Origin of the sequence: Teichococcus oryzae (genome assembly GCF_008386565.1) — a bacterium.
Lineage (GTDB): Bacteria > Pseudomonadota > Alphaproteobacteria > Acetobacterales > Acetobacteraceae > Pseudoroseomonas > Pseudoroseomonas oryzae.
Map to the genome: position 1 here is coordinate 1 of NZ_VUKA01000014.1, position 13,541 is coordinate 13,541.

10 protein-coding genes are annotated in these 13,541 nt (G+C 69.4%); 8 read left to right on the forward strand and 2 right to left on the reverse strand.

Annotated elements, in window-relative coordinates; all coding sequences use genetic code 11:
- Window positions 1-126: 126 nt before the first annotated feature.
- Entirely contained in the window at window positions 127-327 is a 201-nt protein-coding gene (locus F0Q34_RS17620) for a DUF465 domain-containing protein (RefSeq protein WP_149813635.1), read from the reverse strand.
- Between the two features lie 240 nt (window positions 328-567).
- Between F0Q34_RS17620 and F0Q34_RS17625 the strand changes: the two genes are divergently transcribed.
- Window positions 568-738 carry a YdcH family protein gene (locus tag F0Q34_RS17625; RefSeq protein ID WP_149813570.1) on the forward strand — a complete coding sequence of 57 codons (171 nt, stop codon included), beginning with the start codon at window positions 568-570 and terminating at the stop codon, window positions 736-738.
- Window positions 739-949: 211 nt separating this feature from the next.
- Complete coding sequence (locus F0Q34_RS17630; RefSeq protein WP_149813571.1) at window positions 950-1,201, forward strand: DUF3126 family protein; 252 nt, start codon at window positions 950-952, stop codon at window positions 1,199-1,201.
- A gap of 49 nt (window positions 1,202-1,250) precedes the next feature.
- Here F0Q34_RS17630 and F0Q34_RS17635 read toward each other — a convergent pair whose 3' ends face one another.
- Window positions 1,251-1,814: a DUF1013 domain-containing protein gene (locus F0Q34_RS17635; protein ID WP_149813572.1), complete on the reverse strand. Its 564-nt coding sequence runs from the start codon at window positions 1,812-1,814 to the stop codon at window positions 1,251-1,253.
- Between the two features lie 179 nt (window positions 1,815-1,993).
- Here F0Q34_RS17635 and F0Q34_RS17640 point away from each other — a divergent pair, with 179 nt between their 5' ends.
- From F0Q34_RS17640 to cydC, 6 genes are all read left to right on the forward strand, one after another.
- Window positions 1,994-2,938: a complex I NDUFA9 subunit family protein gene (locus tag F0Q34_RS17640; RefSeq protein WP_456316251.1), complete on the forward strand. Its 945-nt coding sequence runs from the start codon at window positions 1,994-1,996 to the stop codon at window positions 2,936-2,938.
- 235 nt (window positions 2,939-3,173) lie between these two features.
- Entirely contained in the window at window positions 3,174-4,613 is a 1,440-nt protein-coding gene (locus F0Q34_RS17645) for an NAD(P)-dependent oxidoreductase (RefSeq protein WP_149813573.1), read from the forward strand.
- A 5-nt stretch (window positions 4,614-4,618) separates the two neighbouring features.
- Window positions 4,619-9,157, forward strand: a complete 4,539-nt coding sequence (gene gltB / locus F0Q34_RS17650; protein ID WP_174242074.1) for a glutamate synthase large subunit — start codon at window positions 4,619-4,621, stop codon at window positions 9,155-9,157.
- Between the two features lie 137 nt (window positions 9,158-9,294).
- Window positions 9,295-9,963, forward strand: a complete 669-nt coding sequence (gene fzlA / locus F0Q34_RS17655; protein ID WP_149813574.1) for an FtsZ-binding protein FzlA — start codon at window positions 9,295-9,297, stop codon at window positions 9,961-9,963.
- 212 nt (window positions 9,964-10,175) lie between these two features.
- On the forward strand, window positions 10,176-11,858 hold the full coding sequence (gene cydD, locus F0Q34_RS17660) for a thiol reductant ABC exporter subunit CydD (RefSeq protein ID WP_149813575.1): 1,683 nt from the start codon (window positions 10,176-10,178) through the stop codon (window positions 11,856-11,858).
- Entirely contained in the window at window positions 11,855-13,519 is a 1,665-nt protein-coding gene (cydC, locus tag F0Q34_RS17665) for a thiol reductant ABC exporter subunit CydC (RefSeq protein ID WP_241665563.1), read from the forward strand. Before cydD ends, cydC begins: the two co-directional genes overlap by 4 nt.
- Window positions 13,520-13,541 lie beyond the last annotated feature (22 nt).

Consider the following 13,541-nt stretch of genomic DNA (forward strand, 5'->3'; position numbering starts at 1 on the left):
GCTGGTGCCGACCGCCGACGGCGTGCGCGAGCCGCAGAACCGCCGCGTCGAGATCGTGCTGCGCTAAGCCGCATCACGGAACGGATGTTGAAAGGGCGCCGCGAGGCGCCCTTCGCATATCCGCTCTCAGGCGATGATGTCGGGCAGAAGCCGGCTTTCCAGCCAGGCGATCTCGTCCTTCAGCTTCAGCTTGCGTTTCTTCAATCGCTGGAGCTGCAACTGGTCCAGCAGGGAAAGCTCCATGCGGGAGATCACCGTATCCAGATCCCGGTGTTCACTGCGCAATTCGTGGAGACGGCGAAGCAGACTGTCACGGTCGGCCAGGATGGGCCTCATCTTTTGCTCGGTTTGAGTCGCAACGGCAGGGAAAAGCGCCATATCATGTCCGGGCGTGATCGCACAGCTTTGCACTGGCCATCTGCATCACCCGGCCGTCAGGTCGTGGATCGGCCGATGTCAGGCATGTGGGACGCGCTCCGGTCCGGCGCGCCTCGTGCTGCTTCAGCAGGCAGGGGCGCCGGGACGGGCCTTTGGCTAAATGAGCAACCCTGAAACATTGGAGCGCCGATGTTGCAAGAGCCACGCCTGCGCAGCCTACAGGAACGCCATGCCTCCCTGGAGCGGCAGATCGCCGCGGAGGGTCAGCGCCCGCAGCCCGACGCGGGAACCTTGGGGCGGTTGAAACGCGCCAAGCTTCGCCTGAAGGAGGAGATGCATCGGCTGCGCCCGGCACGTTGAGCCAGGCCGGCGATTGACGCCGCATCGGAACCGCCCCCATGGCCAGCGCCGTGGGGGCGGCTTGATTCCAGCCGCCGCCAATCCACCTCATGGACCTTGGCAGGGGTTGCGCCGGCGCCATGCACCGCGCAGAAGGCGCTAGGCCGCGCAACCGGCCTTGAGTTCTGGGGCACGAGCCTCGATCACCCACTCCAGGGAGCAGTGACACGGCATGGATGCCTCCGACATCGCGCGTGTGCAGGCCTATCTGCGCAGAATCCTCGGCAGCGAGCGCGTTACCCTCATCAAGCCCGCCCGCCCCGGACTGTCAGTGGAAGTCGCCGTCCAGGAAGAGGTGATCGGCACCGTGCACCGGGACGATGACGAGGGCGAGGTTTCCTACTCCGTCCACCTGACTATTTTGGACGAGGATCTGCCGCCCCTGCCCAAGGCGGCCGCAACACCGGCGCGCCGCCGAGTTTGACGACCCGGCCAGGGCCCGGCCATGCGCGGGGCCCTGGCCGGACGCCGCCTCAGGCGGCGTCGTCATCCTCGGACAAGGCCGCGGGCTCGGCCGGGTTGCCACCCGCCGCGGTGACGGCGGCGTTCAGGTCGGATTGGCTGCACAGCCCCAGGATCACCGGATCGCGCGGCTTGATGTTGGCGCTGTTCCAGTGCGTGCGGTCGCGCACCTTGGCGATGGTGTCCTTGGTGGTGCCGAGCAGCTTGCTGATCTGCGCTTCGGTCAGCTGGGGATAGTTGCGCAGCAGGAAGGCGATGCCGTCCGGCCGGTCGTTGCGCTTGGAAACCGGGGTATAGCGCGCGCCCTTGCCACGGCTCTTGGGAACAGGGATGGCGCTTTCCTGCAGCCGCAGCCGGGCATCCGGATTGCCTTCGCAGCGCTCGATCTCCTCGCGCCGCAACTGCCCATTCTGGACAGGGTCGTACCCGACAATACCCTGGGCGACCTCCCCATCGGCGATCGCCTGCACCTCGAGGGGATGCATGCCGACAAAGTCGGCGATCTGCTCGAAGCTCAGGGATGTCTTCTCGATGAGCCACACAGCGGTGGCCTTCGGCATCAGCGGCAGGGTCATCGGAAACCTTAATGATCAGCGGGCGCGCCACGCGGGCCGCCCCAGATATGCCTGCATATAGAGACCGGGAAGGGGAGGGTCAAAGCCTCGGGCGCATCAGGCGGCGGTGGCCCCGCTGGCTTGGCGGCGCGCCTGACGGCCCATATCGTCCCTGGGACAGATCACGGAGGAAGATTGCGATGCGGCGCCTCGCGACCATTTTCGGCGGTTCCGGTTTCATCGGGCGGCACCTGGTGCCCCGCCTGGCGCGGCTGGAATACGACATCCGCATCATCACCCGCCATCCCGATGACGCGCTGCCGCTGACCACCCAGGGCCGGGTCGGCCAGATCGTGCCGCGCCGCGCGGATCTGCGCAGCGATGACGCGGTGGCCGCGGCGGTGGCCGAATCCACGCTGGTGGTGAACCTGATCGGCATCCTAGCGGAAAAGAAATCCGGCGATTTCAACCGGGTGCAGGGAGAGCTGCCAGGGCGCATCGGGCGCGCCGCCGCCCGGGCGGGCGCGGGGCGGGTGGTGCATGTTTCCGCCATCGGCGCCGATCCGGGCAGCGAAAGCGCCTATGCGCGCAGCAAGGCGGCGGGGGAGGCGGCACTGCGCGAAGCCTTTCCCGCGGCGACCATTCTGCGCCCCTCCATTATCTTCGGGCCGGAGGACCAGTTCTTCAACCGCTTCGCCGCCATGGCGCAGATGCTGCCCTTCATGCCGGTGATCTGCGGCGGAACGCGCTTCCAGCCCGTCTATGTCGGGGATGTGGCGGATGCCATCGCCGCTGCCAGCCAGCGCCCCGACGCGGCTGGCCGCACCTATGAGCTGGGCGGCCCGCGTGTCGTCAGCTTCCGCGAACTGATGGGCTATGTGCTGGAGGTCACCGGCCGCCGCCGCCGCCTGGTCGAATTGCCGGATGGCTTGGTGCGGCTTCAGGCGAGGCTGGGCGAGCATCTTCCCAGCCCGCCCTTGACCCGAGACCAGCTGGCCCAGCTGAGGCGTGACAACGTGGTCGGCGAGGCAGCGGCGGGATTCGCCGAGCTCGGCATCAGCCCCACGGCGATGGAGGCAGTGGTGCCGTCCTACCTTGCGCGCTTCCGCCCGGGAGGAGGCAAGCGCCGCTCATTTCCCTACTAGGGCCGAATCGGACATTTAAAGCAGCAAGCTTGGCCGGAAGGAAGACAGGGGAATGGCAATACCGAAAAAATAGGGAACGCGTTCTGTCCTAACGGTCGAATTATTCTGGTTTCGCCCTGGCGACTATGGCAAAGCTGCGCGAACGGAGGGTGCCCCCCGGCCTGACCAGTCATGTCCGGCTTCTGGTGCCTTCCACCCCCTGCTGATCCGCCTTCCTGCCGAAGGACCCGCGCCCATGGCCGACCGCATGCTGCAATTCGTGCGCCTGTCGCAACAAACGCCCGACAAGCGGACGGCCTCGGCGCGAAAAACCGACTTCGGCGAAATCTACCAGCGCTTCACCGCCGAACGGGCGAGCGAGCAATCCAGCCGTTGTTCGCAATGCGGCGTGCCCTTCTGCTCGATCCACTGCCCGCTGAACAACAACATCCCCGACTGGCTGAAGCTGACCGCCGAGGGGCGGCTGGAGGAAGCCTATGAGGTGTCCTCCGCCACCAACACCTTTCCCGAGATCTGCGGCCGCGTTTGCCCGCAGGACCGCCTTTGCGAAGGCAATTGCGTCATCGAGAAGGGCTTCGAGAGCGTCACCATCGGCGCAGTCGAGCGCTACGTCACCGACACCGCCTGGGAGAATGGCTGGGTGAAGCCGCCCACCCCCGTGCGGGAGGTGGACCATTCCGTCGGCATCATCGGCGCCGGCCCGGCCGGCTTGGCCGCGGCGGAACGTCTGCGCACGCGCGGCTGGAAGGTCACGGTGTATGATCGCTACGACCGCGTCGGCGGGCTGATGATCTACGGCATCCCCAACTTCAAGCTGGAGAAGGAGGTGGTGGTTCGCCGCGCCGAGCAGTTCGCTGCGGGCGGCATCGAGTTCGTGCTGAACTGCCAGGTCGGCCGCGACATTTCGCTGGAGGAGATCCGCGCGAAGCATGACGCCGTGCTGATCGCCACCGGCGTCTACAAGGCACGCGACATTGGCGGCCCCGGCGCGGACCTCGCGGGCATCGTTCCCGCGCTGGACTACCTGACCGCCTCCAACCGCGACAATCTAGGCGACAGCGTGCCGGAATTCGCCGATGGCACGCTGAATGCCGCCGGCAAGCGCGTGGTGGTGATCGGCGGCGGCGACACGGCCATGGATTGCGTGCGCACCGCCATCCGGCAGGGAGCGTCCTCCGTCACCTGCCTGTATCGCCGCGACAAGGCCAACATGCCCGGCTCGATGCGCGAGGTCGCCAATGCCGAGGAGGAGGGCGTGACCTTCGCTTGGCTGTCCGCGCCGGAAGCCTTCGAGGGCGAGGATGGCCGCGTCACCGGCGTCACCGCCACGCGGATGCATCTCGGCCTGCCCGACGCCACCGGCCGCCAGCAGGTGGAGCCGATCCCGGGCAGCCAGTTCACCGAAGGCGCCGACCTCGTCATCAAGGCCCTGGGCTTCGACCCCGAGGACCTGCCGGCGATGTTCAACGAGCCCGGGCTCGCCGTGTCCCGCTGGGGCACGCTGACCATCGACCGGCGCAGCATGATGACCAGGCTGCCCGGCGTGTTCGCCGCCGGCGACATCGTGCGCGGCGCCTCCCTGGTGGTGTGGGGCATCCGTGACGGCCGCGACGCGGCCGACCAGATCGAGCAATACGTGCTGGCGCAGCAGACGCCGGCCATCGCCGCGGAGTGACAGCCATGGACATGATCGAGAACGGCTCCGCCTTCGCCGAAAGCTATTCCCGCAACGCCGCCCTGCTGAGCGGCGCCGCCCATGTCGATGTGACGGAGCATGATGCCTGTGGCGTGGGCCTCGTCGCCGCGCTGGACGGCAAGCCCCGGCGCGACGTGGTGCAGGCCGGCATCGACGCGCTGAAGGCGGTGTGGCACCGCGGCGCGGTGGATGCCGACGGCAAGACCGGCGACGGCGCCGGCATCCACCTCGAGATCCCGCAGGATTTCTTCGCCGAGGTGGTGGAGCATGGCGGCGACTGGCTCCGCCCCGGCCGCATCGCGGTGGGCATGGTGTTCCTGCCCAAGACCGACCTGTCGGCGCAGGAGCGCTGCCGCCAGATCGTCGAGACCGAGATCCTGAACGCCGGCTACCACATCTATGGCTGGCGCCAGGTGCCGATCAAGGTGTCCTGCATCGGCGAGAAGGCCAACGCGACCCGGCCGGAGATCGAGCAGATCCTGATCTCCGACCCCGAGCAGCGCGATGCCGCGACCTGCGAGCGGGACATGTATGTCATCCGCCGCCGCATCGAGAAGCAGGCCATCGCGGCGCAGGTGCCGGAGCTGTATCTGTGCAGCCTGTCCTGCCGCTCGATCGTCTACAAGGGCATGTTCCTGGCGGAGAACATCACCGACTTCTATCCGGACCTGAAGGACGAGCGCTTCGTCAGCCGCTTCGCCATCTATCACCAGCGCTACTCGACCAACACCTTCCCCACCTGGCGTCTGGCGCAGCCCTTCCGGATGCTTGCCCATAATGGCGAGATCAACACGGTCCACGGCAACATCAACTGGATGAAGTCGCATGAGACGCGGCTCGCCCATGAGCTGCTCGACCCGTTCATGGATGACATCAAGCCGGTGGTGCAGGCCGGCGGCTCCGACACCGCCACCATGGACAATGTGTTCGAGCTGCTGGTGCGCGGCGGCCGCGACGCGCCGATGGCCAAGGCGATGCTGATCCCGGAAAGCATCGGCAGCAACGCGACGATGCCGGAGGCGCATCGCGACCTGTTCATGTACTGCAACGCGGTGATGGAGCCGTGGGACGGCCCCGCCGCCGTTTGCGCCACCGATGGCCGCTGGGCCATCGCCGGCCTCGACCGCAACGGCCTGCGGCCGATCCGCTACACCATCACCAATAATGGCCTGCTGATCGTGGGCTCCGAGACCGGCATGGTGAAGCTGGCGGAAAGCGACATCGTCGCCAAGGGGCGCGTCGGTCCTGGCCAGTGCATCGCCGTCGATCTTGACGCGGCGCGCTTCTATGGCGATGCCGAGCTGAAGGACCTGCTGGCCGCGCGGCATCCCTTCGGCGAATGGGTCGGCCGCACCACACGCATCGACGGCATCGTGCGCAACGAGGTCGATGAGGCGCAGGAGTTGCAGGGCGACGCGCTGCGCCGCCGCCAGCTCGCCATGGGCTTCACCATGGAGGACCTGGAAACCATCCTGCACCCGATGGCGGAGGATGCCGCCGAGGCGATCGGCAGCATGGGCGACGACACGCCCATCGCCGTGCTTTCGGCCGGCTATCGCGGGCTGCACCATTATTTCCGGCAAACCTTCAGCCAGGTCACCAACCCGCCGATCGACAGCCTGCGCGAAACGCGGGTGATGACGATCAAGACCCGCCTCGGCAATCTGGGCAACATCCTCGACGAGGACCCGGCCCAGTGCGACATGCTGATGCTGGACAGTCCCGTGCTGTCGAACGCCGAGTTCGCGGCGATGCGCAGCTACATGGGCGACACCGTGGTTGTGGTGGACGCCACCTTTCCGGCCGCCGAGGGCGAGGCCGGGCTGCGCCGCGCCCTGGAGCGCATCAAGCGCGAGGCCGAGGAAGGCGTCCGCTCCGGCTGCGCCCATGTGATCCTGACGGATGAGGCGACCGACGCCGCGCGCGCCGCCATTCCGATGATCCTGGCGACCGGCGCGGTTCACACGCATCTCGTGAAGCATTCGCTGCGCACCTTCACCAGCCTCAATGTGCGCGCCGCCGAATGCGTCGACGTGCATTACTTCGCCGTGCTGATCGGTGCCGGCGCCACCACGGTGAACGCCTATCTGGCGCAGGAAAGCATCGCGGACCGCCACCGCCGCGGGCTGTTCGGCCAGAAATCGCTGAAGGATTGCGTGGCCTCCTACCGCAAGGCGGTGGACAAGGGCCTGCTGAAGATCATGGCCAAGATGGGCATCTCGGTGCTCTCCTCCTATCGCGGCGGCATGAACTTCGAGGCGATCGGCCTGAGCCGCGCCCTGGTGGCGGAGTTCTTCCCCGGCACGCAGTCGCGCATCTCGGGCATCGGCCTGCTGGGCATCGCGCGGCGCGTGCTGGCCATGCACAAGCAGGCCTGGGGCACTTCCGCCGCCGTCCTGCCGGTGGGCGGGCTGTACAAGCTGCGCCGCCGCGGCGAGGCGCATGCCTTCGATGGCAGCCTGATCCACCTGCTGCAGAACGCCGTCGCGACCGACAGCTACCAGACCTTCAAGCGCTACTCGGAGGCTGTGCGCAAGCTGGCGCCGGTGGCGCTGCGCGACCTGCTCGATTTCCGCACGGAAGCCGCCCAGCCGGTGCCGGTGGACGAGGTCGAAAGCATCACCGAGATCCGCAAGCGCCTGATCGCGCCCGGCATCTCGCTCGGCGCCCTGTCGCCCGAGGCGCACGAAACGCTGTCCATCGCCATGAACCGCATCGGCGCCCGCTCCGACAGCGGGGAGGGCGGCGAGGACCCGGAGCGCGCCCGCCCGCGCGCCAATGGCGACAACGCCAACTCCGCCATCAAGCAGATCGCCTCGGGCCGGTTTGGCGTCACCGCCGAATACCTGAACAACTGCAAGGAGATCGAGATCAAGGTCGCGCAGGGCGCCAAGCCCGGCGAGGGCGGGCAGCTTCCCGGCTTCAAGGTGTCCGGCATCATCGCCCGGCTGCGCCATGCGACTCCGGGCGTCACGCTGATCAGCCCGCCGCCGCACCACGACATCTACTCGATCGAGGATCTGGCGCAGCTCATCTACGACCTGAAGCAGATCAACCCGGATGCCTCCGTCTGCGTGAAACTGGTGTCGCGCTCCGGCATCGGCACCATCGCGGCGGGTGTGGCGAAGGCGAAGGCGGATGCCATCCTGGTGTCGGGCCATTCCGGCGGCACCGGCGCCTCGCCGGTGTCCTCCATCAAGTATGCCGGGCTGCCCTGGGAACTGGGGCTGTCCGAGACGCATCAGGTGCTGCTGCTGAACCGGCTGCGCCACCGCATCAAGCTGCGCACCGATGGCGGCCTCAAGACGGGGCGCGACGTGGTGATCGCCGCCATGCTGGGCGCCGAGGAGTTTGGCATCGGCACCGCCTCCCTCGTCGCCATGGGCTGCATCATGGTGCGGCAGTGCCATTCCAACACCTGCCCCGTCGGCGTCTGCACCCAGGACGAGGATCTGCGGAAGAAGTTCGAGGGCTCGCCCGAGAAGGTGATCGCGCTGTTCTCCTTCATCGCGGAGGAGATCCGCGAGATCCTGGCGTCCCTGGGCTTCCGCAAGCTGGAGGACGTGATCGGCCGCACCGACCTGCTGAAGCAGGTTTCGCGCGGCGCCGAGGACCTTGACGATCTCGACCTCAACCCGCTGCTGGTGCAGGCCGATGCCGGCCCGTTCCCGCGCTTCTGCACGCTGGAAGGCCGCAACGAGGTGCCGGAAACGCTGGACGCCGACATGATCCGCGACGCCGCGGCGCTGTTCGAGCGGGGCGAGAAGATGCAGCTCGCCTACAACATCCGCAACACGCACCGCGCCATCGGCACCAAGATCAGCAGCAAGATCACCCGCAAGTTCGGCATGAGCGGTCTGCAGCCGGGGCACCTGACGGTGCGGCTGCGCGGCTCGGCCGGGCAGTCCCTCGGCGCCTTCGCGGTGCGCGGGCTGAAGCTGGAGGTGCTGGGCGACGCCAATGACTATGTCGGCAAGGGGCTGTCGGGCGGTTCCATCGTGTTGCGCCCGGCGCCATCCTCCACCCTGGTGTGGAACGAGAACGCCATCATCGGCAACACCGTTCTGTATGGCGCGACGGCGGGCGAGCTGTTCGCCGCCGGCCAGGCAGGCGAGCGCTTCGCCGTGCGCAATTCCGGCGCCATCGCGGTGGTGGAGGGCGTCGGCGCCAATGGCTGCGAATACATGACCGGCGGCGCGGTGGTGATCCTGGGTGCGGTGGGCGACAATTTCGGCGCGGGCTTCACCGGTGGCCATGCCTTCATCTACGACGCCGATAACAGCTTCGAGCAAAGGCTGAACCCCGACACCCTGCTGTGGCGCCGACTGGCTTCCGCGCATTGGGAAGACTATCTGCGGGAACTGATCGGGCGCCATGCCAGCGAGACCGGATCGCGCCTCGCCGCCCGGCTGCTGAATGACTGGGCGGTGGAGCGCGGCAGCTTCTGGCATGTCGTGCCCAGGGAATATGCGCGCTACCTGCCGCAGCCCATGGAAGATGTCGCCATGATGGCCGCCGAGTGATCCGGAAGGCGGAGGAGGGGGCCTGCCTGCCTCCTCCGTCCCGTAACATTCGGCAATCCGGCGTGATGCATGGCTGGTCCTGGGCTGGTGCGCATGCCATAAGCGCCTTCCTGCTGACAGTTCCCGGCCTCGACTGAATGCGAATTCTCTACCAATTGCCGTTGTCTCCGACCTCGCGGAAGGTGCGCCTCGTGCTGGGCGAGAAGCGCATCCCCTTCGAACTCCGGGCGGAGCGCGTGTGGGAGCGGAATGAGGAGTTCCTGGCCCTGAATCCGGCCGGCACCGTCCCGGTGCTGGTCGAGGAGAACGGGCTGGTGCTGCCGGACAGCTACGCCATCTGCGAATATCTGGACGAGGCCTATCCCGAGGTCCAGCTGCTCGGCCGCACCCTGGGTGAGCGCGCGGAAGTCCGCCGCCTGGTCGCATGGTTCGACGGCAAGTTCGCCCGCGAGGTCACGGACAACCTGCTTTACGAAAAGCAGATGAAGCGGCTGCTGGGGCGCGGCAACCCGGATGCGGGCGCGATCCGGGCCGGCTACGCCAATCTGAAGCCGCATCTGGATTATCTCGGCTGGCTGGCGGAAACGCGCATCTGGCTGGCCGGAAACACCCTGTCCCTGGCCGACCTCGCGGCGGCGGCGCATCTTTCGGCGCTCGACTATATCGGCGATATTGACTGGTCGCTGAACGACGCGGCGCGGGACTGGTATGCCCGCATCAAGTCCCGCCCTGCCTTTCGCCCCCTGCTGGCGGACCGTGTCAGCGGCACCAACCCGCCGCCGCATTACGCCGACCTCGACTTCTGAGCGCGGGAGGCGGGGCGCGTTGCGCCAGGGATCTCGGAACACCAGCCCGCCGCATGATGATGGCCGTGGCGTCCATGGCCGGGCGGCATGCCGGGCGCCCCTTGCCTGCCGGGGCTGATCCTCCGGCAGCCATTGGCGCGAGGGGAGAGCAAAGCGCGGGCCATCCCTGCTCTGCGGTTTCCGTGCGGCGAAATCCCGGCTAGAAGGCGCCCATGTCTCAGCCCCTGCCGGCCGAGGCAGCCCGGGCGCGCGCCCTGCTTTCCGCCACGGCCCGTCAAGGCCGGGGCCGGATGGCGCGCCCCGTCCTGCTTGGCCTTGCCTCGATTGCCTGCGGTCTGGCCCAGGCCTGGTTCATGGCGCATCTCCTGGCGACCCTGCTGGGCCATGGCGATTCCGGCTGGGCCGAGATGGGTGCCGCCGCCGCTCTGGCCTTGCTCGGCATCGCGCTCGGCGTGGCGCAGGAGCATGCCCAGGCCGATGCCGGCGCCGCCGCCCGTGCTGGGCTGCGCCGCCGCGCCTTCGCCCGGCTGCTGGCCCTCGGCCCCGCCGATCCCCGCCCCGCCGGCGAGCGCGCCGCCCTGGTGGTGGACCGCATCGAGGCGCTGGACGGTTACTTCGCGCGCTGGCTGCCGGCCGCCATCCTGGCCGCCGCCGGGCCCTTGCTGATCGCCCTGGCGGTCGCGTCGGAGGACCCGCTGAGCGGTGTCATCCTGTTCGCCGCCGGGGCCATGGTGCCGGTCGGCATGGCCTTGACCGGCATCGGCGCCGCGCTGGCGAGCCGGCGGCAGTTCGACGCGCTGCAGGCGCTGTCCGGCCGCTTTCTCGACCGCATGCGCGGCCTGCCGCAGATCGTGCTGTTCGGGCGGCAGGAGAGCGAGGCCCAGGCCCTTGGCGCCGCCGCCGATGAGCTGCGGACCCGCACCATGCGGGTGCTGCGCGTCGCCTTCCTGTCCGGGCTGAGCCTGGAGGTGATCGCCGCGGCGGTGCTGGGCTGCCTGGCTTGGCGGCACGGCCATCTGCTGGTGGGCGGGCATCCGGACCCGCAGGCGGCGCTGTTCTGCCTGCTGATGGTGCCGGGCTTCTTCGCGCCGCTGCGGGCCTTTTCCGCCGCCTATCACGAGCGCATGTCCGCCCACGGCGCCGCCGCCGCCCTGGCCCCGCTGCTGGAGGGGGAGGAGGCGGACGAGGCCGGCCTGCTACTCGCCGAGATCCCGCCCAGCGTGGTGGTGACCTTTGAGCATGTGAGCCTGACTTATGACCCCTCGCGCGGGCCGGCGCTGCGCGACCTCAGCTTCCGCGCCCTGCCGGGCGAGGCGCTGGTGCTGGCCGGCCCTTCCGGCGCCGGCAAATCCTCCGTGCTGCGGCTGCTGATGGGCTTCAACCGCCCGGATGGCGGGCGCATCGCCTTCAATGGCCGCGACGCCACCAGCCTGCGGCCCTCCGAGCTGCGGCGGCTTTCCGCCTATGTGGGGCAGAAGGCGCATCTGTTCCGCGACACCATCCGCAACAACATCGCCCTGGCGCGGCCCGACGCCACCGAGGCCGAGATCCTCGCCGCCGCCCGCGCCGCCCATGTGACCGATTTCTCCGACAAGCTGCCCGGGGGCCTGGACACGATGGTGGGTGAGGGCGGCTACGGCCTGTCGGGCGGACAGGCCCAGCGTGTCGCCATGGCCCGAGCCTTTCTGCGGAACGCCCCCCTGGTGCTGCTGGACGAGCCTACCGCGCATCTCGATCCCGGCACCGAGGCCGAGTTGCTGGAAAGCCTGCGCCGCCTTTGCGCCGGGCGCACCGCGATCATCGCCACCCATTCCTCCGCCCTGCGCGCCCGCTTCACCCGGGTGCTGGAAATGGCGGATGGCCGTGCCAACCCGGCGCGGATGGCCGGCGAATGAGCCCGATGCTTCGATTGTTGCTGCGCGTCCTCAGCCTGTGGCGCTCCCGGCGCGGCTGGCTGTTGGGGGGCGTGGTGATCGCGGCGCTGGCCGCCCTGGCCGGTGTCGCCATGCTGGCGCTGGCCGGCCGTGGCGTGTCCGAGGGATTGCGGCATTCGGCGCTGACGGCAGGCGCCGTCGGCTCCCTGCTGCTGCTGCGGCCGTTGATCCTTTTGCGGCCGGTGGCCCGCTATCTGGAGCGTCTGGCCACCCATTCGGCCACCTTCCGGGCCCTGGCGGACACCCGCCTCTGGTTCTTCCGCCGGCTGGCGGAACGGCTGCCGGCCGGGCTCGGCCTGCGCGGCGCGGGCGACCTGCTGGGCCGCATCGTGACCGACGTCGAGGCGCTGGATGGGCTCTACCTGCGCGCCCTGGTGCCGGGTGCGGCGGCGGTGGCCGTGGTGCTGGCGGTGGCGGTGCTGCTAGGCGCCGCCGGGCCGGGGCTGGCCGCCGTGGTGGCGCTGCCGCTGGCCGCCGCATTGCTGCTGCCGCCGCTGCTGGCCCCCGGCGCGGGCCGCGCCGCCGCCCGGGTCGCCGAGGCGCAGGGCCAGTTGCGCGCCGCGGCGGTGGACCCGCTGCTCGGGCTGGAGGACATGCTGGCGGCCAATGGCGAGGCCCGCGCCACGGAGCGGCTGATGCAGGCCGGTGACCTTCTGGCGCGCAAGCAGAAATCCCTGGCCCGCCGCGCCGCCTGGGGCGGCGCCAGCGGCCTTGGACTCAGTCAGGCTGCGCTGCTGGGCGCGCTCGGATATGGCCTGGCCGGGGGAGAAGGCGCGGTGGCCGGGTCCGTGCTCGGCCTGTTCCTGGCCCTGGCCGCGGCGGAGGTGCTGGCGGCGCTGCCGCGCGCCGGAACCGCCCTGGCCAGTGCCAGCGCAGGGGCGCAGCGCTTGTTCGAGGCCGCCGACACGCCGCCCCCCGTCGCCGAGCCGGCCGAGCCGGCGCCGCCCCCCGCCAGCCATGCCATCCGCATCGAGGGGCTGCGCTTCGCCTGGGCACCGGACCGGGCCCCGGTGTTTGACGGGCTGGATCTCGACCTGCCGGAAGGCGGAAGGCTGGCCCTGCTTGGTCCCTCGGGCGCCGGAAAATCCACCCTGGGAAGCCTGCTGCTCAAGCTGGCAGCCCCGCAGGAGGGTCGGATCACGCTGGGCGGGATGGACATCGCGACCCTGTCCGGTGCCGCTGTCCGCCAGCGCATCGCCTGCCTGACGCAGGATGCGCGGCTGTTCGACGACAGCATCGCAGCCAATCTGCGCCTGGCCGCTCCCGAGGCGGGGGACGAGGCGCTGTGGCAGGCCCTGGAGCGCGCCGGCGTGGCCGAGGTGGTGCGGGCGCTGCCCGATGGGCTGAACACACGCTGCGGCGAAGGCGGCGCGCGTTTTTCCGGCGGGCAGGGGCGGCGCATCGCCCTGGCCCGGGCCTTGCTGTCCCCCGCCCCGGTGCTCATCCTCGACGAGCCGGCCACCGGCCTCGATCCCGTGGCGGAGCGGGCCTTCCTGGAAACGCTGGAAAGCGCCACACAGGGCCGCAGCGTGATCCTGATCGCCCACAGGCTGCTGGGTGTCGAGCGTCCCACGCGCATCCTCCGCTTGATCGGCGGGCGCGCCATTCCCGCCATGGGATGATCGCGCCGGATTGATCCCCCGA

Coding starts and splice junctions, on each gene's coding strand:
- F0Q34_RS17625 (WP_149813570.1), top strand. CDS start 568: ATGTTGCAAGAGCCACGCCTGCGCAGCCTACAGGAACGCCATGCCTCC.
- F0Q34_RS17630 (WP_149813571.1), top strand. CDS start 950: ATGGATGCCTCCGACATCGCGCGTGTGCAGGCCTATCTGCGCAGAATC.
- F0Q34_RS17635 (WP_149813572.1), bottom strand. CDS start 1,814: ATGACCCTGCCGCTGATGCCGAAGGCCACCGCTGTGTGGCTCATCGAG.
- F0Q34_RS17640 (WP_456316251.1), top strand. CDS start 1,994: ATGCGGCGCCTCGCGACCATTTTCGGCGGTTCCGGTTTCATCGGGCGG.
- F0Q34_RS17645 (WP_149813573.1), top strand. CDS start 3,174: ATGGCCGACCGCATGCTGCAATTCGTGCGCCTGTCGCAACAAACGCCC.
- gltB (WP_174242074.1), top strand. CDS start 4,619: ATGGACATGATCGAGAACGGCTCCGCCTTCGCCGAAAGCTATTCCCGC.
- fzlA (WP_149813574.1), top strand. CDS start 9,295: ATGCGAATTCTCTACCAATTGCCGTTGTCTCCGACCTCGCGGAAGGTG.
- cydD (WP_149813575.1), top strand. CDS start 10,176: ATGTCTCAGCCCCTGCCGGCCGAGGCAGCCCGGGCGCGCGCCCTGCTT.
- cydC (WP_241665563.1), top strand. CDS start 11,855: ATGAGCCCGATGCTTCGATTGTTGCTGCGCGTCCTCAGCCTGTGGCGC.